Annotated in this window: 18 protein-coding genes; 8 read left to right on the plus strand and 10 right to left on the minus strand. The window is 68.7% G+C overall.

Annotation, left to right across the window (positions count from 1 at the left end; all coding sequences use genetic code 11):
- Positions 1 to 102: 102 nt before the first annotated feature.
- From ACVJ6E_RS20490 to ACVJ6E_RS20500, 3 genes are read right to left on the minus strand one after another with little or no spacing between them, the layout of a single operon-like run.
- Positions 103 to 225, minus strand: a complete 123-nt coding sequence (locus tag ACVJ6E_RS20490; RefSeq protein ID WP_088946124.1) for a DUF2474 family protein — start codon at positions 223 to 225, stop codon at positions 103 to 105.
- A complete protein-coding gene (gene cydB / locus ACVJ6E_RS20495; protein WP_120270291.1) occupies positions 225 to 1,232 on the minus strand; it encodes a cytochrome d ubiquinol oxidase subunit II in 1,008 nt (335 codons plus the stop codon). The genes ACVJ6E_RS20490 and cydB overlap by 1 nt, the downstream gene beginning before the upstream one ends.
- A 4-nt stretch (positions 1,233 to 1,236) precedes the next feature.
- The gene (locus ACVJ6E_RS20500; RefSeq protein ID WP_120270290.1) at positions 1,237 to 2,643 is read right to left on the minus strand and encodes a cytochrome ubiquinol oxidase subunit I; all 1,407 of its coding nucleotides are present in this window, start codon (positions 2,641 to 2,643) and stop codon (positions 1,237 to 1,239) included.
- Between the two features lie 316 nt (positions 2,644 to 2,959).
- Here ACVJ6E_RS20500 and ACVJ6E_RS20505 point away from each other — a divergent pair, with 316 nt between their 5' ends.
- Positions 2,960 to 3,730: a sterol desaturase family protein gene (locus tag ACVJ6E_RS20505; protein ID WP_120270289.1), complete on the plus strand. Its 771-nt coding sequence runs from the start codon at positions 2,960 to 2,962 to the stop codon at positions 3,728 to 3,730.
- A gap of 16 nt (positions 3,731 to 3,746) precedes the next feature.
- Here the strand turns inward: ACVJ6E_RS20505 and ACVJ6E_RS20510 are convergent, their stop codons facing one another.
- Positions 3,747 to 4,565, minus strand: a complete 819-nt coding sequence (locus ACVJ6E_RS20510; RefSeq protein WP_120270288.1) for a potassium channel family protein — start codon at positions 4,563 to 4,565, stop codon at positions 3,747 to 3,749.
- Positions 4,566 to 4,783: 218 nt separating this feature from the next.
- On the opposite strand from ACVJ6E_RS20510, the gene ACVJ6E_RS20515 reads away from it, so the two are divergent.
- Complete coding sequence (locus ACVJ6E_RS20515) at positions 4,784 to 5,074, plus strand: hypothetical protein (RefSeq protein ID WP_120270287.1); 291 nt, start codon at positions 4,784 to 4,786, stop codon at positions 5,072 to 5,074.
- A gap of 16 nt (positions 5,075 to 5,090) precedes the next feature.
- On the opposite strand, the gene ACVJ6E_RS20520 is transcribed toward ACVJ6E_RS20515, so the two are convergent.
- From ACVJ6E_RS20520 to ACVJ6E_RS20535, 4 genes are all read right to left on the minus strand, one after another.
- Positions 5,091 to 6,140, minus strand: a complete 1,050-nt coding sequence (locus tag ACVJ6E_RS20520; protein WP_120270286.1) for a dipeptidase — start codon at positions 6,138 to 6,140, stop codon at positions 5,091 to 5,093.
- A 128-nt stretch (positions 6,141 to 6,268) separates the two neighbouring features.
- Positions 6,269 to 7,372, minus strand: coding sequence for an S-methyl-5-thioribose-1-phosphate isomerase (gene mtnA / locus ACVJ6E_RS20525; RefSeq protein WP_120270285.1), 1,104 nt, complete (start codon positions 7,370 to 7,372; stop codon positions 6,269 to 6,271).
- Between the two features lie 218 nt (positions 7,373 to 7,590).
- Positions 7,591 to 7,905 (minus strand): heme-degrading protein HmuQ, encoded by a 315-nt coding sequence (gene hmuQ / locus ACVJ6E_RS20530; protein ID WP_120270284.1) that lies wholly within the window; start codon positions 7,903 to 7,905, stop codon positions 7,591 to 7,593.
- The gene (locus tag ACVJ6E_RS20535; protein WP_120270283.1) at positions 7,905 to 9,233 is read right to left on the minus strand and encodes a DUF2325 domain-containing protein; all 1,329 of its coding nucleotides are present in this window, start codon (positions 9,231 to 9,233) and stop codon (positions 7,905 to 7,907) included. Before ACVJ6E_RS20535 ends, hmuQ begins: the two co-directional genes overlap by 1 nt.
- Before the next feature lie 308 nt (positions 9,234 to 9,541).
- On the opposite strand from ACVJ6E_RS20535, the gene hemP reads away from it, so the two are divergent.
- From hemP to ACVJ6E_RS20560, 5 genes are all read left to right on the plus strand, one after another.
- Complete coding sequence (gene hemP, locus ACVJ6E_RS20540; protein WP_120270282.1) at positions 9,542 to 9,772, plus strand: hemin uptake protein HemP; 231 nt, start codon at positions 9,542 to 9,544, stop codon at positions 9,770 to 9,772.
- Between the two features lie 507 nt (positions 9,773 to 10,279).
- The gene (gene pheS / locus ACVJ6E_RS20545) at positions 10,280 to 11,362 is read left to right on the plus strand and encodes a phenylalanine--tRNA ligase subunit alpha (protein ID WP_120270281.1); all 1,083 of its coding nucleotides are present in this window, start codon (positions 10,280 to 10,282) and stop codon (positions 11,360 to 11,362) included.
- Positions 11,359 to 12,033, plus strand: coding sequence for a phenylalanyl-tRNA synthetase subunit alpha (locus ACVJ6E_RS20550; RefSeq protein ID WP_185924108.1), 675 nt, complete (start codon positions 11,359 to 11,361; stop codon positions 12,031 to 12,033). Before pheS ends, ACVJ6E_RS20550 begins: the two co-directional genes overlap by 4 nt.
- A gap of 70 nt (positions 12,034 to 12,103) precedes the next feature.
- A complete protein-coding gene (pheT, locus tag ACVJ6E_RS20555) occupies positions 12,104 to 14,524 on the plus strand; it encodes a phenylalanine--tRNA ligase subunit beta (RefSeq protein ID WP_120270280.1) in 2,421 nt (806 codons plus the stop codon).
- Between the two features lie 144 nt (positions 14,525 to 14,668).
- Positions 14,669 to 15,763 carry a nucleotidyltransferase family protein gene (locus ACVJ6E_RS20560; protein WP_120270279.1) on the plus strand — a complete coding sequence of 365 codons (1,095 nt, stop codon included), beginning with the start codon at positions 14,669 to 14,671 and terminating at the stop codon, positions 15,761 to 15,763.
- Here ACVJ6E_RS20560 and pabB read toward each other — a convergent pair.
- Together pabB and ACVJ6E_RS20570 are read right to left on the minus strand one after the other, a co-directional pair.
- Positions 15,691 to 17,577: an aminodeoxychorismate synthase component I gene (gene pabB, locus ACVJ6E_RS20565; protein ID WP_120270278.1), complete on the minus strand. Its 1,887-nt coding sequence runs from the start codon at positions 17,575 to 17,577 to the stop codon at positions 15,691 to 15,693. The genes ACVJ6E_RS20560 and pabB overlap by 73 nt on opposite strands.
- 115 nt (positions 17,578 to 17,692) lie before the next feature.
- Entirely contained in the window at positions 17,693 to 18,718 is a 1,026-nt protein-coding gene (locus tag ACVJ6E_RS20570) for a class I SAM-dependent methyltransferase (protein ID WP_147421902.1), read from the minus strand.
- Between the two features lie 187 nt (positions 18,719 to 18,905).
- Here ACVJ6E_RS20570 and ACVJ6E_RS20575 point away from each other — a divergent pair, with 187 nt between their 5' ends.
- Entirely contained in the window at positions 18,906 to 20,906 is a 2,001-nt protein-coding gene (locus tag ACVJ6E_RS20575) for an SLC13 family permease (protein ID WP_120270276.1), read from the plus strand.
- The last annotated feature ends 31 nt before the right edge of the window (positions 20,907 to 20,937 follow it).

Here is a 20,937-nt window from a genome sequence, read left to right on the forward strand (position 1 = left end):
CAGCATGAGCCCGTATCCTCCCTCTCGGCAAGCGTGTGCTGCCTGCCGCCCCTCACGCTTCGGTGAGGGGCGCCGGTCGCCCGGGTTTGCAGCTTGCCGAGCTTAGAGGATCGCCCAGCGGATGAGGCTGGCGATCACGAACAGCGTCGCCACGCCCGCCAGCCACAGCCCGGCGAACCAGGCGAGCCGCTGATAAAGTGGCCGCTCGGAGCCGTCCCGCGTCATCAGTGATACCCCTCGTCCGGCCGCACCTTGCCGCGGAACACCCAGTAGGCATAGCCGCTATAGGTCAGGATCATCGGGATCAGCACCACCGCCCCGATCAGCAGGAATTCCAGCGAACTGTCGGGAGCGGCCGCTTGCCAGATGGTGATCGAGGTCGGCACCACATAGGGGAACAGGCTGACGCCCAGGCCGACGAAGGTGACGAGGAAGAGCCCGAGGCTGGCCAGGAACGGCATCCCGTCGCGGGTCGAGCGCAGGCTGGTGAACAGCAGCACGGCGAGCGCGGCCACGAAGATCGGCACCGGTGCGGTGTAGAAGATCTGCGGGACCTCGAACCAGCGCGCGGCGAACTGCGGATGCAGCGCCGGCGTCCACAGGCTGACCACGGCGATCATCGCCAGCAGAAGTCCGCCGAGCACCTTCGCCTTGTCGCGGAAATGCTCCTGCATCGGGCCTTCGCACTTCCACACCAGCCAGGTGGCGCCGAGCAGCGCGTAACCGATCACCACGGCAAGGCCGGTGAGCAGCGAGAACGGCGTCAGCCAGTCGAGCCAGCCGCCCGCATAGGCGCGCCCTTCCACCTCGATGCCCTGAATGATGGCGCCGAGCGCGATGCCCTGCGCCAGTGCGGCGGTCAGCGAACCCAGGAAGAAGGCGACGTCCCAGACCCATTGCCGGTGCGCCGGTGCCTTGAAGCGGAATTCGAAGACGACGCCCCGGAAGATCAGGCCGAACAGCATCGCCATGATCGGCACGTAGAGGGCGGGCATCAGCACCGCATAGGCCAGCGGGAAGACGGCATAGAGCCCGCCGCCGCCCAGCACCAGCCAGGTCTCGTTGCCGTCCCACACCGGGGCGACGGAATTCATCATCACGTCGCGCTCGGCCTTGGAACGGGCGGTGGGAAACAGGATGCCGAGGCCGAGGTCGAAGCCGTCCAGCACGACATAGAGAAACACGGCGGTGGCGATCAGCAGGGCCCAGATGAGGGCGAGGTCGAAGATCATGGCTCTACTCCGCCGGCTTGGGTTCGTCTGCATAGGCAGGGGCGGGCGTCACGCCCGCCGCGCGGGTCGGCTCGCCCCTTTGCGGCCCTTGCGCATCGCCGCCCGGCCTGTGGCCCATGGCTTTCAGGATGTAGCCGGTGCCGATGCCGAAGACGATGAAATAGACCACGATGAAGACCAGCAGCGAGGTCGCGACCGCCGGTGCGTCGACCGGCGAGATGCTGTCGCTGGTGCGCAGCAGGCCGTAGACCGTGTAGGGCTGGCGGCCGACCTCGGTGGTGATCCAGCCGGCCAGCACCGCGATGAAGCCGGTCGGCCCCATCAGCAGGACGGCCCGGTGGAACAGCGGCGTCTCCGCCAGCGTCCCGCGCCAGCGCAGGTAAAGGCTCCACACGCCGATGCCCAGCATCAGGAAGCCGATGCCCACCATCACGCGGAAGGAGAAGAAGACGATGCTCGCGTTCGGCCAGTCCTCGCGCGGGAAGTCCTTCAGCCCCGGCACCCGCCCGTCGAGCGAATGCGTCAGGATCAGGCTGCCGAGCTTGGGCACTTCGATCCGGTAATGCGTCTCGGCCGCCTCCATGTCGGGGATGCCGAACAGGATCAGCGGCGCGCCGTTCTCGCCCTCGAAATGGCCTTCCATCGCGGCGATCTTGGCCGGCTGGTGCTCCAGCGTGTTCAGCCCGTGCATGTCGCCGGCCATGATCTGCACCGGGGTGACGATGGCGGCCATCCACATCGCCATGGACAGCATCACCTTGGCGCCTTCGTTCCCGCGCTCCTTCAGGAGGTGCCAGGCGCCGACCGCGCCGACCACGAATGCGGTGGTCAGGTAGGCGGCCAGCATCATGTGGACGAAGCGATAGGGGAACGAGGGGTTGAAGACGATCTCGAACCAGTTCTCGGGGATGAACTGCCCGGCCTCGTTGATCGAATAGCCGACCGGCGTCTGCATCCAGCTGTTGGCCGAAAGGATCCAGAAGCCCGACAGCGCCGTGCCGAAGGCGACCATCGCGGTTGCCATGAAGTGCAGCCGCGGTCCCACCCGGTTGAGGCCGAACAGCATGATGCCGAGGAAGCCGGCCTCCAGGAAGAAGGCGGACAGCACCTCGTAGCCCATCAGCGGCCCGATCACCGGCCCGGTCTTGTCGGAGAAGACCGACCAGTTGGTCCCGAACTGGTAGGTCATCACGATGCCCGAGACGACGCCCATGCCGAAGGCGACGGCGAAGATCTTCAGCCAGTATTTGAAGAGCTGCAGGTAGACCTCGCGCCGCGTCGCCAGCCACAGGCCCTCCAGCACCATCAGGTAGCTGGCGAGGCCGATGGTGAAGGACGGGAAGATGATGTGAAACGACACGGTGAAGGCGAACTGGAATCGCGCCAGGTCGATTGCGGAAAAGTCCATCATACTGGCTCCTTCGCGGGTCTGGCCGGGACGTTGCGACCCTTGCTCGTTCCGCTGGCTCTTGCCCCGCCGGGATGGGCAGGCGGGGTCCTCGGTCCGGAAACTTGCGCGCGCACCGGGGCTTGGCCATGCGACCGATTGAAGCCCGCTGCCTGCCCGCTGGCAACCCCCAGGGCCGGAAATGACCGGTTCCGGCCTTTCCCGGCGTCCGGCGGGCCGGCCTTGCGCGAAATGCCGCAACGCTTGCCGGCCCGCTCCCTTTCGGGGGCGATGCATACCGGCTAGATTGCCGCTACGAAAACTTGCGGCAGGAGGCTGGATGATTTGGCTTCCGATCGGCTGGTCGGGATTTCTTGAAGTCTGGGTGGCGTCCTACGCCGTGCTCTTGCTGCTGTATCTGGGGTTCGGGCTGGCCTTGGTCGCTGCAAACCGCCGCCATCCGGAATGCCGCATCCAGGAGACGCGGCGCTCGGACCGGGCCGGCGCCGAAATCCGCCACAGCCTCGTCGCCCTGATCTCGGTGTCTGGATATGTCGCGGGCGGTCTCTGCCTGCAGGCCAACGGCTATGCGCTGTTCCAGCCGGGAGAACTGACGGTGCTCTCCTTCCTCGGCTGGTCCTTCGTCTCCGCCATTGCCTACGACACCTGGTTCTACTGGTTCCACCGGGCGATGCACACCAGGGCGCTGTTCCGTTTCCATGCCCTGCACCACCGCTCGGTCACGCCCACGCCCTGGGCCAACAATTCCGATGGGTTCCTCGGCACGGCGGCAGAGCAGGCCTATTTCCTGGTGGCCCCGCTGGTGCTGCCGATCCCGCCGCTCGTCTTGATCCTGCACAAGATCTACGACCAGGGCAGCGGCATGATCGGCCATTGCGGCTTCGAGTATGTCGCCTCGCCGGGTGCGCGAAGGCCCTGGCCGCTGGTCTGCACCACCTTTCACGACCAGCATCATTCGAATTTCCGCTGCAATTTCAGCAACACGTTCTCGGTCTGGGACCGGGTGATGGGCACGCTGCACCCGTCCTACGACCGCAGGGTCGAGGAGATGGAGCATCCCTCGCGCAAAGGTCCGGGCGGCGCGGCCTGAACGCGGCCCGACCGGCTCAGCGCCAGTCGCCCTCGGTCGGGATGTTGAGCGATATGCCGCAATGCTTGCAGTGGACGGCGTCCGGATCGTGCCGGCTCAGCCCGCATTCGGGGCATTTGTGGGCGACCTTCAGCGGCCGGAAGATCGTCTGCACCAGCCGCAGGAACAGCCCGACGCCGACGATCATGATCAGGATGGTCAGCAGCCGCCCGTATTCGTCGGTCATGATGATGTCGCCGAACCCGGTCGTGGTCAGCGTCGTCACCGTGAAGTAGAGCGCGTCGAGAAAGGTATTGATGCCCGGGTTGCGGCCCTTTTCCAGCACATGCACCGCCGCCGAGACGACGAAGATGAACACCGTCAGGTTGACCAGCGCCTGGATCACCTGCTCGTTGCGGCGGAAGAACGGCATGTGCCCCTGCAGCTCGCGGATCAGGTGATAGGAGCGCAGCAGCCGCAGCATGCGCACCACCAAGAGCAGGGCCAGCCCCTCCACGACCGCGCTGGCGAACAGCGAGGCGATCACTACCGCATCGGCCAGCGCCATGAAGCTGACCATCGCCTTGAGCGGCCGGCTGGCTGCGGCCAGCCGCAGCAGGTAGTCGGCCAGCATCACCGCGCCGATGACGTAGTCGAGCCGATTGTCGGTGTCGCTGAGGCCGAACAGGATCGAGGCGAAGAAATAGCCGATGGCGAGAAAGTCGAAGAGCAACAGCCCCATCCGCCAGCGCCGCGAGCGGGCCGAACTGCCGAAATAGAGCCGGCGGACGGCGGATCGGAAACGGGTGAAGGGCGGGTCCTGCGGCTCGGCGTCCGGGCGTGTCTCGGCGGTCATGGCGCGATCATGCGCAGCGCCCCGGCCGGTGGTCAATCGTCCCGGTTCCCGCGCCGCCGGCGGGGCGGACCTGCGGGAACGCAGCGGGCATAAGGGATTCTACACATTGGGCCTTTGGCATTGAGGCTTTTGACTCCGAAGCGAATCGGAGCAAGGTTTCGTTAACCATTTAAGCGGCGGCGGGCCCGACCTGCCGCAGGGTATTTCCGGGGAGCGTCATGTCAGCCTTTGTCCAGTCCCTGCCGACCTTGAACGACAGCCTGCGTTTTGCCGAACAGCATGTGGGGGACATCCTGCACACGCCCAAATCCCGGGACGGCGCAGCCTATCGTTTCATCGTGCGCGGGACGGGACGCTTCGGCAACGGCGCGCGCAGCGGCAGCCCGTGCGAGGTTCTGGCCGCCACCCGCCGCGAGGCGGAGCTGCGCCGCCTGCATGCAGTCGCCACCAGCATCGCGCAGTATCTGGAAGAGCGCATCGCCGCCGAAAGCCCGCTCGGCGACGAGTGAGACAGGCGCGCGCCGCTCAGTTCCAGGTCCGCTCCAGCACCGACAGCCAGTTCTTCCAGGCGATCTTCTCGATCAGCTCCTCGCCGTAGCCCGCCTCGCGGAAGGCCTGCAGCAGCACCGGCAGGCCGGACACGTCGCCGATGGCGCGCGGCACCATGCAGCCGTCGAAATCCGAGCCCAGCGCCACCCCGTCCTCGCCGAGCCGCGACAGCAGGTGGTCCGTGTGCCGCACCATCACCTCCAGCGGCGTGTCGGAGATGTTGGCCCCGTCCGGCCGCAGGAAGGCGACATGGAAGTTGAGCCCGGCAAGGCCGCGGCTTTCGGCGATGGCGTCTAGCTGCCGGTCGGTCAGGTTGCGGGCCGAGGGGCAGACCGCATGGGCGTTGGAATGGGAGGCGACGAGCGGCCGGTCGCTGATCGCCGCCACGTCCCAGAAGCCCTTTTCGGTCAGATGCGACAGGTCGACCATGATCTTCAGCCGGTTGCAGGCGCGCACCAGCTCCTTGCCCGCATCCGTCAGTCCCGGTCCCGTGTCGGGGGAGGAGGGGCAGGTCATCGGCACCCCGTCGCCGAAGATGTTCGGCCGGCTCCAGACCGGGCCAAGCGAGCGCAGGCCGGCGGCGTGCAGCACCTCCAGCGCGGTCATGTCGGCGTCGATCGCCTCCGCGCCTTCCACATGCATCACCATGGCGAGCTTCTTGGCCGCCATCGCCGCGCGGATTTCGTCGGCATCGCGGCAGATCCGCACCTCGCCGGCGCTTTCCCGCTCCAGCCGCAGCGCGCGGGCGAACATGCGCAGCGTGAAGGCGAGCGCGTCCGGCTGCGCCACCTCGGCGAAGTTCGCCGGATCGTCCGGGTCGTAGCGCACCTTCAGCGCATCCCCCAGCTGCGAGGGGACATAGATGGCGAAGAGCCCGCCGGCGAAGCGGCCGTGGCGGGCGCGCGGCAGGTCGATGTGATCGCGCGCCGCGCGTTCGAAGAACGAGCGTTCGCGGGCCGTTCCGGCGCCGAGCTCCAGCTTGAGCAGCGTGTCGTTATGGCCGTCGAAGACGGGGATCTGGCTCATTCGGATGTCGTGTCCTGGGAGAAGGGGCGTGCGAGGCTGGCTGAAAGGCCCGGAACCGTGCCCGGGCCGTTGCCGCCAGTGTCGCCGCCCCTTGCCCGCGGCGCAAGAGGGCGTGCCCCCTTGCGCGGTCAGGACGCGGCGCGGCGCTCCGGGAAGAGGCTCGCGAGCCCGTCGGCGCTGGCCGCGCAGATGCCGCGCTCGGTGATCAGGCTCGTCACCAGCCGTGCCGGCGTCACGTCGAAGGCCGGGTTGGTCGCCTCCGTCGTCGGCGGCGTGATGGCGATGGTCTCGCTGCGGCCGTCTTCCGTCAGGCCGGTCAGATGCGTCACCTCGCGGCCCGAGCGCTCCTCGATGGGGATCTCGCGCAGGCCGTCGCGAACGGTCCAGTCGATGGTCGAGGAGGGCAGGGCGACATGGAACGGCACGCCGTTGTCATGGGCCGCGAGCGCCTTCAGATAGGTGCCGATCTTGTTGCACACATCACCCGTCGCCGTGGTGCGGTCGGTGCCGACGATCACCATGTCGACCAGCCCGTGCTGCATCAGGTGGCCGCCGGCATTGTCGACCACCAGCCGGTGCGACACCCCGTGCCGGCCCAGTTCCCAGGCGGTCAGCCCGGCGCCCTGGTTGCGCGGCCGGGTCTCGTCCACCCACACATGCACGGGGATACCGGCATCGTGCGCCTGGTAGATCGGCGAGGTCGCCGTGCCCCAGTCGACGGTGGCCAGCCACCCGGCATTGCAATGGGTCAGGATGTTCACCGGTTCGCCTGGGGCCTTGCGCGCGGCGATCTCGCGGATCAGCGACAGCCCGTGCCTGCCGATGGCGTGGTTGACCTCCACATCCTCGTCGCAGATCTCGCCGGCCTTGGCCCAGGCGGCGGCCGCGCGCTGGTCTTCGGGCAGCGGGGCGACGCTTGCGGTCACCGCGTCGAGCGCCCAGCGCAGGTTGATCGCGGTCGGCCGTGTCGCCGCCAGCATGGCGGCAGCCTGCGCCAGGCCCGCATCGGAGGGATCGCGCGCCAGCGCCATGGCCAGGCCATAGGCGGCGGTGGCCCCGATCAGCGGCGCGCCGCGCACCCACATGTCGCGGATCGCCGTCGCGGCGGCCTCCGGCGTCGCCAGTTCGGTCGTGACGAAGCGGTGCGGCAGCTGCGTCTGGTCGATGATGTGCACCGACCGGCCATGCTCTGCCGGCCAGATGGAGCGATGGGCAACGCCGTCGATCTTCATGACATCTCCGTTTCGATGGGCCAGGAGGAGTAGGGCCGGGCAGGGGCACCCGCCTTCCGGTCGCCTTTCTTTCGGGGAGCTAAAGCATCTTTCTCGCCGCTTTGCCACCCGCAGCACGGCGAAGCGGCGGTGCGGGGAGGAGAAAACGAAACGGGGCAGGCCCTTTGCGGAACCTGCCCCTGAAAGGACACCGAACCCGTGTCTGCGAAACGGGTGCGTCAGGCCTTTTCGGCCAGCACCGTCTCGAAACCCTCGAATTCCGGATGGCCGAGATACAGCGGCTTGTTGTCGCCCGCGCCCTTGTGGGCATCGCGGAAGGCCTGGCTCTTGGTCCAGGCAACGAAGGCATCCTTGTCCCGCCAGATCGTGTGCGAGGCATAGAGCGTATGGTCCTCGCGGTCCGGTCCCTTCAGCAGGTGGAACTCGACGAAGCCGTCCATCGTGCCAAGATGCCGGTCGCGGTTGCGCCACACCTCCTCGAAGGCGTCCTCGTTGCCGGACTTCACGCGAAAGCGGTTCATGGCAATGTACATCAGATAGTTTCTCCCTCTTCTGACACTGGCCCCTGCAGGGCAAACTGTGCCGCCGACCGCTCGCCGACAAGGTCCTGCAGGGCCTTGCGGAACGCGGTCTGGCCTGTGCTGCGCAGCGGCACGAAAGGCTTGTTGAGCTTCTGGCAGATCTTCTTGGCCCGCAGGCAGGCGTCATGGCTGACGCAATTGACCGGGCAGAAGACGCAGTCGACGGACGGCAACAGGTGGTCGAGGCGCTGCGGTGCGTCCTCCACCCCGCCGTCGTGGTGGACGAATGTGGTGTTGAAGGCCTCGGCAATGCCGCGCAGCCGGTCGCGGTGGCCGTGCATGCCGCCGACATAAAGGATCGCCTTGGGCCGTGCTGCCGCCTCGCCCTGTCCGGGGAGTGCGCGGACCGCAGAGCCGACGACGGCGAAAGGGGCCGGGCTTGCGGCGAGGGCCGCCATCGGCCGCGCCTGCCGTGGCATGAGCTGGGGCGCGGGGCGCCGGGTCTCGTCGTCGATCTCGCGCAACCGCGCTTCCGCCTGGCGGGCGCGCACCCGTGCCGATTGCAGGGCGCGTCCGGCCTTGTCGAGCCGGCGGCGCAGGGAGGCTGCGTCCGGTGCCGTCTCAGCCGTCTCCGGCTGGCGCGCCTCGTCCGCCGCCCGTCCGGCCTTCAGCTTGGCCAGCGCCGCGCGCAGCTCGATCAGTTCCCGGTCGCGCTGGGCCAATGCCTCGCGCAGCCCGCTTTCCACGCGCCGTGCCCGGTCCTCGGCCTCCTGCAGCTGGTCGCGCAGGGTCGCGGCCTCCTCGTTCTTCTGGCGGAACGAGGCTCCGGCCAGATGCGACCACATGTGCACCTCGCCGAAGATGCGCGCTCGCAAGGCGCCCGGCACGTGCTGGTGCGTCATGAAGGCCCAATAGGCGGGACCGACCTGGCCCCGGTCGCACATGTCGCGCCACAGGGCTTCCAGTTCCGCCGCCGTGCGCGACCGGCCGACCCGGCGCAGCGCGCCCTCGAAGCGGCCGTCGAGCAGTTTCTGGAAGGCGCGGGAGAAGGCGCAATCGGTGGTCGACAGGCGCACGAAATGGCCGTGCACGTCGTAGTCGGGCGTGTCGGGGGAAACGTCGATGCCGGTCTTTTTTGCGGTCCGGCGCAGGTCGGCGACGCTGGCGCAGGTGCCGACGATGGAACAGTGGACGCTGTCGGCCTGCTCCCATAGCGCGATGCGCTTGCGTGCGGCCTGGGCATCGCTCCCGATCTCCTCGCAGGCGAGCGGGGTGCGTCCCGAATGCGCGGCGACCGCGGTCTCGATCGCCTTTCGCAGCTTGTCATCCCTGGCGCACATGGAGCCGTGCCCCTTCCTGAAACAGGTTGAAAACGCTTGGTCACGATTCGGCTGGTCAAGAGCGTGGCTTGCTGTCCGTCGAGGGAGTGGACGGGTAGCTGGCTGGCGCTTGGATCTCCGTCTGCCGTCTCCGGGCACAGCGAGAGGCGAAACGGACATTGCCTTTCGTATAAAACATGAGTATTTCAGTCAAGAATATTCTTGCGAACGGTTCGCAAGTTTAGAGCTATTCCAAACCACGGACGGCTGAACCGGAGTTTCCGGCCATTCTCGTCCAGGGCCCAAGCGATCGAAGGAGCAAGTCGATCATGTCCCAGTCTGCGAACCCCGCCTCTCAGGCCCAGGCCGCCGCCTGCCGGCGGCCGCGCACCCAACAGCGCACCCTGACCCTGCCGAAAACGGCGAAAGTCTCGCAGGAGCCGCTGGAACTGGACAGCTCCGCCCTGTTCCAGGGTGCTCGCGAGGTCCATATCCGCCACAAGGACATGGTCTACCGGCTGTCGATCACCCGCTTCGAAAAGCTGCTGTTGACCAAATAGGTCTGCGGCGGGGCCTGCCCCGCCCTCCCGTCTCCTGCCGCGAGCCTCCCCCGCGAGAGCTGCCGGAGCCGGCGCCGGATGCGTGCCTTGGTGCGCTTCCGGCGCTTGCCTTCCGCCCGCCGATCTGCGAAGGAAAGAGCCTTCGAACGGCAACCCGGCAGGACCAGACGTGGCTCTCGGTTACACTCCGGCCGCCCTTTCCGCGGCACCGACGTGCCGGCCTTCATCGGCCGGCCGCGACCTGTTGCCGGGCGAACGTCTCCATGCCGCACGTTTCCGCATCCTGCAGTCCCGCCTGATGCATCAGGGCCCGGCCTGCGGTCGATTTAGGCGGCTGCCGAGCTGACCCCTGTGCCGGGTTCCGTGTCCGGTTCCCGGCCCGTTCCTGTTGCCGGTCTTCGCCCCGCCGCTGGAAAGCGGCCGAAAGTCTGGTAAAAGACCCCCGAATTTCCCTTCACACGTGCCGCGCCGGCATGCCGGCCGCGCGCCGCCAGTCACGACGGTGCCATGTCCGAACTGCAATCCCTTGAAACTGCGATCCTCGCGGCCATCGCGTCCGCGTCGAACGAGGCCGAGCTGGAAGAGGTGCGCATCGCCGCCCTCGGCAAGAAAGGGTCCGTGTCCGAGAAGCTGAAGACCCTGGGCTCCCTGTCGCCGGACGAGCGGCGCGAGATGGGCCCGGCGATCAACGGCCTCAAGACCCGGGTCACCGATGCGCTCGCCGCCCGCCGCGAGCTGCTGCAGGATGCCGCGCTCGACGCGCGCCTGGAGACCGAGCGGGTCGACGTCACCCTGCCGTTGCGTGCCGCTCCGGCCGAGGCCGGGCGCATCCACCCGGTCAGTCAGGTGATCGACGAGCTCACCGCGATCTTCGCCGACATGGGCTTTTCCATCGCCGAAGGCCCGGACATCGAGACCGACCATCTCAACTTCACCCAGCTGAACTTCCCGCCGGACCATCCGGCGCGCGAGATGCACGACACGTTCTTCCTGCCCGAGAAGGCGGACGGCGAGCGCATGCTGCTGCGCACCCATACCTCGCCGGTGCAGATCCGCACCATGATGTCGCAGGAGCCGCCGATCCGGGTGATCATCCCGGGCCGCACCTATCGCTGCGACAGCGACCAGACCCATACGCCGATGTTCCATCAGGTCGAGGGCCTGGTCATCGACAAGAGCAGCCATATCGGCCACCTGAAATGGGTGCTTGAGGAGTTCTGCAAGGCCTTCTTCGAGGTCGACGAGGTGCGCATGCGCTTCCGCCCCTCCTACTTCCCCTTCACCGAGCCGTCGATGGAGGTCGATATCGGCTGCGACCGCTCGGGCAACGAGGTGAAGATCGGCGAGGGCAACGACTGGCTGGAAATCCTCGGCTGCGGCATGGTCCATCCCAATGTCATCCGCAATTGCGGCCTCGACCCGGACGTCTACCAGGGCTTCGCCTGGGGCATGGGCATCGACCGCATCGCCATGCTGAAATACGGCATGCCGGACCTGCGCGCCTTCTTCGACGCGGATGTCCGCTGGATCGAGCATTACGGCTTCCGCCCGCTCGACCTGCCGACCCTGTTCGGAGGCCTGTCGCGATGATCGCCCGTACCCTCGTTTCGCGCCTTCGTGCGCTCGTGCTGCCGCTGCTGGCGCTCGCCGTGCTGGTCCAGGGGCTTGCTGCGCCCCTGACCGCGGCTGCCCAGACGGCCCAGCCCGTCTCCTTCGTCGAGGCCTGCGCCGGCAAGTCGCAGGAGCGCGGACGGCTGCGCTATTGCGACGACTATTTCCGCGAGTCGCTCGGCCCCCAGGCGGACACGATCCTGTATCTGCGCGACCGCATCACCACCTTGCGCGCCAGCCAGGAAGTGAATGCGGAGAGCAATTACGAGAGCTTCCTCACCGCCGTTGCCATCGTCGCCTTCCTGTCGATCGCGACCATGGTGCTGGTCACCGCCGAGCGCCGCATTTCCGGCATCGCCAAGTGGTCGTCGGTCACCTCGGCCGCCGGCGTGCTGGTGATGGTGGCGATCCTGACGCTCGGCTGGCTCGACAAGTACCGGGCCGAGGATGCGGCGATGCTCGAGCTTGGCCTGCTGCGCGACCAGGTGGAGGTCGAGGCCTCCCACGCCATCGCCACCGGGCGCGGCATCGACGAGGCGACGATCCATCGCTGGACCGACCGCCTGCACGAGATCGGCATCCGCTTCGCCAACAATTACGGCAGCGCCTCCATCGTCCCGGACCTGGACCGCTTCACGCCGCAGAACTGACGCGACACGCACCGGCGCGCGGAGCCCCGCCGCGCCGGTCCCGCCAAGACATTCGAAGAGACGCAAGACCATGAAGTTCACTCTGTCCTGGCTGAAGGAACACCTGGAGACCGACGCCACCCTCGACGAGATCGTCGAGGCGCTGACCCGCGTCGGTCTGGAGGTCGAGGATGTCGCCAACCCGGCCGACCGCCTCAAGCCCTTCACCATCGCCAAGGTGCTGGAGGCCCGCCAGCACCCCAATGCCGACCGCCTGCGCGTGCTCACCGTCGATGCCGGCGACGGCCAGCCGCCGCTGCAGATCGTCTGCGGCGCGCCCAATGCCCGCACCGGGCTCGTCGGCGTGCTTGCCCGCCCGGGCGACTATGTGCCCGGCATCGACGTGACCCTGTCCGTCGGCAAGATCCGCGATGTCGAGAGCTTCGGCATGATGTGTTCCGAGCGCGAGCTGGAGCTGTCCGACGCCCATGACGGCATCATCGACCTTCCCGACGACGCCCCGGTCGGCACCTCTTACGCTGCCTATGCCGGGCTCGACGATCCGGTCATCGAGATCGGCCTGACGCCCAATCGCCCGGACTGCACCGGCGTTGCCGGCATCGCCCGCGATCTTGCGGCCGTCGGCCTCGGCAAGCTGAAGGAAAACCGCCCGGCCCAGATCCCGGGCCAGGGCCCGTGCCCGGTCGACGTGCGGCTGGAATTCGGCGACACGCCCCCGCTCTGCCCGACCTTCGCCCTGCGCCTCGTGCGCGGCGTGAAGAACGGCCCCTCGCCGGAGTGGATGCAGAAGCGGCTGAAGGCGATCGGCCTGCGCCCGATCAACGCGCTGGTCGACATCACCAACTACGTCACCTTCGACCGGGGCCGCCCGCTGCACGTCTTCGACGCGGCCAAGGTCAAGGGCGACCTCGTCGTGCGGCGCGGCCGCGAGGGCGAGGAGCTTCTCGCGCTCGACGGACGCACCTACAAGGTGGACGATGGCATCTGCGTCATCGCCGACGACAACGGCTTGGAATCGCTTGCCGGCATCATGGGCGGCGAGCTGTCCGGCTGCACCGACGAGACCACCGACGTGCTGATCGAATCGGCCCTGTGGGACGAGACCAACATCGCCCGCACCGGCCGCCGGCTCGGCATCAACACCGATGCCCGCTACCGGTTCGAGCGCGGCGTCGATCCCGCCTTCTGCGTGCCGGGCCTGGAGCTTGCCACCCGCCTGGTCATGGACCTGTGCGGCGGCACGCCGAGCGAGGTGAAGCTCGCCGGCGCCGTGCCGGAGACGGACCGCAGCATCGAGTTCCCCTATGCCGAGGTGAAGCGCCTGTCCGGCCTCAAGCTCTCCGAGGCCGAGATCAAGGGCGTGCTCACCCGTCTCGGCTTCTGGGTCACCGGCACGGGAGACACCGTGCGCGTCGCCCCGCCGTCCTGGCGCCCGGATGTCCACGGCAAGGCCGATCTGGTCGAGGAGGTCGTGCGCATCGTCGGCCTCGATTCGGTTGCCTCCACGCCGCTGCCGCGCGGGGCTACCGTTGCCGGCCGCATGCTCACCCCGGCGCAGGTCCGCCGCTCGCAGGCCCGCCGCGCGCTGGCCGTGCGCGGCATGAAGGAAGCGGTCACCTGGTCCTTCATTCCGCAGGATCAGGCCGAGGCCTTCGGCGGCGGCTCGTCCGTCCTGCGCCTTGCCAACCCGATCTCCGCCGACATGTCGGACATGCGCCCCAGCCTCGTGCCGGGTCTGGCCACGGCGGCGCAGCGCAATGCCGATCGCGGCTATCCGGACGTCGCCCTGTTCGAGGTCGGCCAGGTCTTTGCCGACGACACGCCGCAGGGCCAGTCGATGGTGGCCGCCGGCCTGCGCCGCGGCACCGCGGTGATGACCGGCGCCGACCGCCACTGGGCCGGCAACGCGCCCCAGGTCGGCGTGTTCGACGCGCGCGCGGATGCCGAGGCGGTTCTGGCCGCCATCGGCGCGCCGGTCGACAAGCTGATGGTCTTCTCCGAAAGCGCGCCCTGGCTGCATCCGGGCCGCTCCGGCGAGCTGCGCCTTGGCCCCAAGACGGTGCTGGCCCGCTTCGGCGAGCTGCATCCGCGCATCGCCCGGGCGCTCGATCTCGACGGCCGGCTCGCGGTGTTCGAGGTCTATCTCGACGCGGTGCCGCTGCCCAAGGGCAAGGCCAGCCGTTCCAAGGGCGCCTTCGCCGCCTCGGACCTGATGCCGGTGCGCCGCGACTTCGCCTTCGTGGTCGAGGAGGCGGTCACCGCCGACCGGCTGCTCAAGGCCGCGCGCGGCGCCGAGAAGACCCTGATCAGCGATGTCACGCTGTTCGACGTCTATCGCGGTGCCGGCGTTGCCGAGGGCCACAAGTCGCTGGCCATCGACGTGACGCTGCAGCCGCGCGAGCGCACCCTCACCGAGGAGGAGATCGACGCGGTCGGCGCCAAGATCCGCGCCGCGGTTGAAAAGGCGACCGGCGGCACCCTGCGCGGCTGACGCCGGCGCCTGCCGCTTGTGCTGCCGCCCCGGACCGGGCGGCGGCCCGTCACGGGACTTGCGCCGCGCGGGCGTGCCCTTCATCCTTGCGGGCAAGGGGGCGACGCGCGGTATTGCCTGCGCGCATCAGGAGAGGGTCATGCGATGAAGCCGGCGCAAGCCGTGCCTCCCGCCCTTGGCCAGGGCCTTGCCTTCGGGCGCACCACGCTGGGCGATCCCTCGCTGACGGGCGAGGATGACCGCAGGCGGATCCTGGAGCTCATCCTGCGCACGGATCCGGTGGTGATGCGGGTGCTGCGGATTGCCCGCGGCCTTGCCCTGCCGGACTGGCGTCTGGCCAGCGGCGCCATCTACCAGACCGTCTGGAACGCGCTGACCGGCCGTCCCGCCGGCCACGGCATCCGCGATTTCGACCTGCTCTATTTCGACGGCACCGACACCAGCTACGAGGCCGAGGACCGGGTGATCACCCGTGCCCGCCCGCGCTTTTCCGCCCTGCCGGCTCCGGTGGAGATCCGCAACCAGGCGCGCGTGCCCCTGTGGTTCCGGCAAAAGCACGGCATCGACTATCCGCCGCTCTCCTGCACCGACGAGGCGCTGGTCAACTATGCCGCGCGCACCCATTCGGTCGCCGTGCGGCTGGAGGCGGACGGCCGTCTGTCGCTCGCCGCCCCGTTCGGCCTCGCCGACATCTTCGCCATGCGGCTGGTGCCGAACCCGGTGCTCGACAATGCCTCGACCTACATGGACAAGGCGCTGCGGATGAAGGCCGCCTGGCCGGAGCTGGAGATCGTGCCCTGGCCCTCCGCCTCCAGGTCGCGCGATCCGGCGGAGCCCGCCGCACGGCCGGTGCCGGAGAGCACGCCGGCAGACAGCCGGGACGAAGTGCAGGTCGAAACGCGAGATGAAATACGGGACGAAAGTCAGGGGGAGGCCGATGCGCCGGCCCCGGCACTGTCCCACCGCGAGGCGCTGCTGCGGCAAAGCCCGTTCCGCCGCCATCTGGCCGGCGACCGGTATGCCCGCCTCGTGAAAGGCGACTTCCGGCCACAGATCGTGCGGGGCGAGCCTGCGGATGCGGACGGGCGCGAAGGCAGGGACGAAGGCAAAGGCGCGGATGCGGCACCAGCCCCGGACCGGGACCCGGCCGGGCCCGTGATCCGTGATCAGCCGGCGGCCAGCGTTGCCCGCGACTGGATTCGCGTCTCCACCAGGCCGCGGAGCGAATTTCCCAGATAGATCTTGTCCGCGCGGGCCAGGTCCTCGGGGCGCAGGTCCGCTTCCACCGCGCGCCCGGTGTCCAGCAGCGCGGCCCTCAGCGTGCCCGGCAGCAGCCCGTGCCGCAGCGCCGGCGTCAGCAGCCGGCCGCCGCGCGCGAGGAAGAGGTTCGTGAAGCTTCCTTCGGTCAGAAAACCCTCGGCATTGGCGAAGATCACCTCGTCGCAGCCGGTGGCGGCGCAAAGCCGCGCCCGTGTGCCGTCATAGGTCTCGCGCCGCGTCGTCTTGTGCAGCAGCAGCGGATCGTCGGCCGCCATCGTCACGTCGGCGAGGACCGCGGTCCAATGCGAGACAGCCGGCGGCAGCTCCCGGTCCTCCAGCGACAGCTTGCCGCTGCCGGCCAGCTCCAGCCGCACCCGCCGCGGGCCGTCGAAAGCGCCGGCCCGGCCTGCCAGCAGCGCCCGCGCGGCCTCCACATCGAGCGGAAAGCCGAGCCGCGCGGCGCTGTTGATGAGCCGGCTAAGATGTCGCTCCAGCAGCAGGTATCCGTCCAGAGGATCGAGGGTCTCCGCCGGGTGCCAGGCCATCGTCTCGAACAGCGAGAAGTCCGGCGCCCGGCGCTCCAGGAAGGCGAGCTTCAGCCGGCACTCGTCGTATTCCGGCGTGCTGGCGGAATCGAACACCAGCCCCGATCCCGCACCCGCCTCGAACCGGCCGTTGCGGTCTACCGCCAGGGTGCGGATCGCCACGTTGAAGCGGAAGTCGCCGGAGGGCTCCAGATGGCCGATGCCGCCGGTATAGATGCCGCGCGGCCCGCTCTCTAGGCTATGGATGATCTGCATCGCCGACAGTTTCGGCGCCCCGGTGATCGAGCCGCAGGGAAACAGCTCGCGCATGCAGGCGGCGAACCCGGTCTCTGCCGGGACCTCGCCCTCCACGGTCGAGGTCATCTGGAACAGCGTCGCATAGGGCTCGACCTCGAACAGGCGCGGCACCTCGACGCTTCCCGTTTCCGCGATGCGCGACAGGTCGTTGCGCATCAGGTCGACGATCATCACGTTCTCGGCCCTTGACTTCGGGTCGCTCGCGAGCGCCCGCGCGATCCGCCGGTCTTCCTCGTCCGCCCGCCCGCGCGGTGCCGTGCCCTTCATCGGCCGCGTGGCGATGCGTGTGCCGCGTCGCTCCATGAAGAGCTCGGGCGACAGCGACAGCACGGTATGGGTGTCGGTGCGCAGGTATGCCGCATGGCCGACCGGCTGCGACAGCAGCAACCGGGCGAACAGCCGCGCCGGCTCGCCGGTGATCTGCCCGCGCGCCCGCATGGTCAGGTTGGCCTGGTAGATATCGCCCTTGGCGAGATGACCGCGCACGGCGGCAAAGGCCGCATCGTACTCCTCGCGCGTCAGCTCGAAGCCGTCGACACGGGCATCCGTTCGCCTGCATCCCTCTTGCGCGATGCCGCCGGCGCCGATCCGCTCGAGCGCCTCGCCCATGCCCAGCTGTTCGGCCGCGTCATAGACGCCGAAACGTACGAGCTCCAGCGCCGGGTCCTTCGGTGCCAGCGGCCGCAGCTTGTCCTCGAAGGCGAAGCCCGCCTCATAGGCGATGTATCCGGCAACGTGGAAGCCCGCGCGCGCGGCCGCTTCGGCCTCGGCGAGTGCGGTCTCGACCTCGCTCACCTGCCGGCAGGCGATGATCCGCCGCGGCCGGTCGAACAGCAGCGCCGTTCCCGCCTGCGCATCGAAAAGCGCCAGCGTGCCGGGAGCTGGTTGGGGAGCTGTATCGGGAGCCGTTGCGGGGGTTCCCGCCGCGCCCGTGTCGCCGCTCTCGTCCATGTTCTGCCGGCCTCGTCCTGTCAGCCCGTCCCTCCGCTGGCCCTCTTAAGTCAGTTGCCCCGCGTTGCATAGCCGCCGGCGCGACGCGGGACCCGCCCGTTTGCGCCGTCCGGCCTCACACGGCGGCGATGACGAAGGTCATCAAGGTGCCGTAGGTCTCGCACATGCGCGCATGCACCTTGTCGAGGATGCGGCGCGGCGAGCCCATCAGCCGGCCCATCAGGTGGTCGCGCGGATAGCGGTAGAGCTTGCCCAGCAGCCGGACGATGCCGCGCTTGCCGGTCACATGCGCAACGCCCGCATGCTCCGCCGTCAGCGTCTTCCACAGCATCTCGTAGTTCGCCGGTATCGGGCGTGGCATGTCGCAGAACGCCGCCCCCGTCTTGCGGGCGATCAGCGTCGTGCTGCTGCTGCTTTCGGGCAGGATCTCGAAGCCCGCCTTCAGCACCATCGCCTTCAATGTTTCGTGGCTGAAATTGTGGATATGGGCGTAGTGGAAGCGGGTCCAGGGCGCGTGGCTGGCCTGGGAGATGTCGGGCACGGCAACGCACAGGATGCCTTGCGGCCGCAGCAGCGTGTTGAGGAAGCGCAGCGAGGCGAGCGGGTCGGGCAGGTGCTCCAGAACGTGGTTCAGGTTGAGAATGTCGAAATGCTCGCGCGGCAGGTCGGCCTGCTCGTAGTTGCAGTTCTGGACCGGCAGGCCGAGTTCTTCGCGCGTGTAGTCCGCATAGCCGGTGTTCGGCTCCACGCCCGCCACCTCGAAGCCCGCCTTGCGCGCCATGTAGAGGATCTCGCCGCTGCCCGAGCCGATGTCGAGGAAGCGGCGCTGATGCGGGCCGACCAGCGCGGCCAGCTGCGCCACCCGCTGATACGCGCCCGGCGCGTAGCGGTAGACATGCTTGAGCTTCGGCTTGTGGGTGCCCTTGTAGGCCTTGCGGTAGTCGTCGGCGTAGAACCGCTGCAGTTCCTCCGGCGAGGGGATAGGATGGCTGTGCACCAGGCCGCAGCCGGTGCAGATCACGGTGGTCAGCTTCTGGAACCCGCGCCCCACCAGCGAGACGATCCGTCGTTCGCGCGTGCCGCAGATCGCGCAGTCGCATCCGGCCTCCAGCTTCTGGCCGGTCTTCATCGTATCCCTCACCTTGCCTCCCGCACTGTTCTCCCCAACGAGAGGGGGCGATGGATCCCTCCCGGTGCTTTTGCGGAAGAAAACTAGTAATTCTGACGAGCTTGTAAAGCCTCCCTGACGCGGCGTCACGACTTCCCGTGTTTCCGTGCAACCTTCGGGCCGCTAAACAGTTTTCTGGAGCAACCCTTCGGAGCAGCCCATGACCGGCGACCAGATCGCGATCCTTGTTATCCTCGCTCTTGCGATGGCCGCCTTCCTGTCCGGCCGCCTGCGTCACGACATGGTGGCGATGGGCGCGCTCATCGCCTGTGTCGCCGCCGGCCTGGTCCCGTCCGAGGAGGCCTTCTCCGGTTTCGGCCATCCGGCGGTGATCACGGTCGCCTGCGTGCTGGTGCTCAGCCGCGGCCTGCAGACCTCCGGCGCGGTCGATGTGCTGGCCCGCACCGTGCTGCCGGACAGCGCCGGGCGCACGCTCAGCCTTGCCGCGTTGACCGGCCTCGGCGCCGCGCTCTCCGGCTTCATGAACAATGTCGGCGCCATGGCGCTCCTGATGCCGGTGGCGCTGCAGCTCGCCCGCCGGCTCGACATGACGCCCGGCCGCATGCTGATGCCGCTCGCCTTCGGCACCATTCTCGGCGGCATGACGACGCTGATCGGCACCCCGCCGAACCTGATCGTCTCGGGCTTCCGTGCCTCCGCCGGCGGGGGCGGCGGCAGCTTTTCGATGTTCGACTTCGCGCCTGTCGGCCTTGCCGTGGCGCTGGCCGGCCTTGCCTTCATCGTCACGGTCGGCTGGCGCCTGGTGCCGGTCACCCGCGCGGCCGCCGGCGAGGCCTTCGAGGTCGGCTCCTACCTGACGGAAGTGCGGGTGGAGGAAAAGGGCAAGGCCGACGGCATGAACCTGCACCAGATCGAGGCCGAGCTGGACAAGGCCGATGCCCAGATCGTCGGCCTGGTGCGCGGCGGCTTGCGCGTCAGCGCCCCGCGCGGCAACCGCCGCGTCCAGGGCGGCGACGTCCTGGTGCTGGAAGCGGATGTCGAGGGCATCGCCGAGGCGCTGTCCAAGCTCGACCTCAAGCTGGAGGAGCAGGTCAAGGCGCGCGACGAGGAACTGGAGAAGAAGGAGCGCGTGCGCGAGAAGGAGGCCCGGCGCGAGGAAGACGAGCAGCGCCGCCGCGAGATCGACGAGGCCGCGAGCCTCGGCGACGTGGCGCTGGAGCCGGAGCCCGAACCGGTCGAGCCGGAAAGCCCGCAGGAGAGCGAGACGGACGCGGACAAGAGCGAAGCGAGCGAGGGCTCCGCTGAATCGGACGCGCGCGAGGTCCGCCGCGATACGGAAGCCGAGGAAGTGGTGCTGCGCGAGCTGGTGGTGCGGCCCGAATCGCCGCTGGTCGGCCGCTCCGCCCGGGACCTTGCCCTGCGCAGCCGCTTTGGCGTCAACCTGCTTGGCGTCTCGCGCAACGGCCGCCGCTCCACCTCGCGCCTGCGCACCCTGCAGCTGCAGTCGGGCGACCTGCTCTTGATGCAGGGACCGGCCGACGTGCTGGCCGAATTCGCGGCGGAGACCGGCTGCGTGCCGCTGGCCGAGCGCGAACTGCGCATTCCCGACAAGCGCAAGGCGCTGCTCGCCGCCGGCATTCTCGGCCTGTCGATCCTCGTCACGGTCATCGGCCTGCTGCCGGCGGCCGTGTCCTTCGCCGCCGGCGTGCTGGCCTCCATGCTGCTGCGCACCGTGCCGCTGCGCTCGGTCTACACCGCCGTCGACTGGCCGGTGGTGGTGCTCCTCGCCGCCCTCATTCCCGTTGCCGGGGCGATGGAGGCGACCGGCACGGCCGAGCTCATCGCCACCTTCCTGGTCGGCACCCTGGCGCAGGGCCATCCCGTCGCGGCGCTGGCGATGGTGCTGGTCGTCACCATGTTCCTGTCGGATGTCATGAACAACGCGGCGACGGCGGCCGTGATGTGCCCCATCGCCATCGGCATCGCGGCGACGCTCGGCGTCAACCCGGATGCCTTCCTGATGTCGGTGGCCATCGGCGCCTCCTGCGCCTTCCTCACCCCCATCGGCCACCAGAACAACACGCTGATCCTGGGGCCGGGCGGCTTCGGCTTCGGCGATTACTGGCGCCTCGGCCTGCCGCTGGAGCTGATCGTGGCGGCGGTGGCGGTGCCGATGCTGCTCCTCGTCTGGCCTTTGTAAGGTCGGCGAGGAGCAGGGCGGGCGGGATCGC

The sequence above is a fragment of the Stappia sp. G46H5W genome (assembly GCF_058448995.1).

Excerpts from the sequence above, each read along its gene's own strand:
- ACVJ6E_RS20490 (WP_088946124.1), bottom strand. The coding sequence starts at position 225 with ATGACGCGGGACGGCTCCGAGCGGCCACTTTATCAGCGGCTCGCCTGG.
- cydB (WP_120270291.1), bottom strand. The coding sequence starts at position 1,232 with ATGATCTTCGACCTCGCCCTCATCTGGGCCCTGCTGATCGCCACCGCC.
- ACVJ6E_RS20500 (WP_120270290.1), bottom strand. The coding sequence starts at position 2,643 with ATGATGGACTTTTCCGCAATCGACCTGGCGCGATTCCAGTTCGCCTTC.
- ACVJ6E_RS20505 (WP_120270289.1), top strand. The coding sequence starts at position 2,960 with ATGATTTGGCTTCCGATCGGCTGGTCGGGATTTCTTGAAGTCTGGGTG.
- ACVJ6E_RS20510 (WP_120270288.1), bottom strand. The coding sequence starts at position 4,565 with ATGACCGCCGAGACACGCCCGGACGCCGAGCCGCAGGACCCGCCCTTC.
- ACVJ6E_RS20515 (WP_120270287.1), top strand. The coding sequence starts at position 4,784 with ATGTCAGCCTTTGTCCAGTCCCTGCCGACCTTGAACGACAGCCTGCGT.
- ACVJ6E_RS20520 (WP_120270286.1), bottom strand. The coding sequence starts at position 6,140 with ATGAGCCAGATCCCCGTCTTCGACGGCCATAACGACACGCTGCTCAAG.
- mtnA (WP_120270285.1), bottom strand. The coding sequence starts at position 7,372 with ATGAAGATCGACGGCGTTGCCCATCGCTCCATCTGGCCGGCAGAGCAT.
- hmuQ (WP_120270284.1), bottom strand. The coding sequence starts at position 7,905 with ATGTACATTGCCATGAACCGCTTTCGCGTGAAGTCCGGCAACGAGGAC.
- ACVJ6E_RS20535 (WP_120270283.1), bottom strand. The coding sequence starts at position 9,233 with ATGTGCGCCAGGGATGACAAGCTGCGAAAGGCGATCGAGACCGCGGTC.
- hemP (WP_120270282.1), top strand. The coding sequence starts at position 9,542 with ATGTCCCAGTCTGCGAACCCCGCCTCTCAGGCCCAGGCCGCCGCCTGC.
- pheS (WP_120270281.1), top strand. The coding sequence starts at position 10,280 with ATGTCCGAACTGCAATCCCTTGAAACTGCGATCCTCGCGGCCATCGCG.
- ACVJ6E_RS20550 (WP_185924108.1), top strand. The coding sequence starts at position 11,359 with ATGATCGCCCGTACCCTCGTTTCGCGCCTTCGTGCGCTCGTGCTGCCG.
- pheT (WP_120270280.1), top strand. The coding sequence starts at position 12,104 with ATGAAGTTCACTCTGTCCTGGCTGAAGGAACACCTGGAGACCGACGCC.
- ACVJ6E_RS20560 (WP_120270279.1), top strand. The coding sequence starts at position 14,669 with ATGAAGCCGGCGCAAGCCGTGCCTCCCGCCCTTGGCCAGGGCCTTGCC.
- pabB (WP_120270278.1), bottom strand. The coding sequence starts at position 17,577 with ATGGACGAGAGCGGCGACACGGGCGCGGCGGGAACCCCCGCAACGGCT.
- ACVJ6E_RS20575 (WP_120270276.1), top strand. The coding sequence starts at position 18,906 with ATGACCGGCGACCAGATCGCGATCCTTGTTATCCTCGCTCTTGCGATG.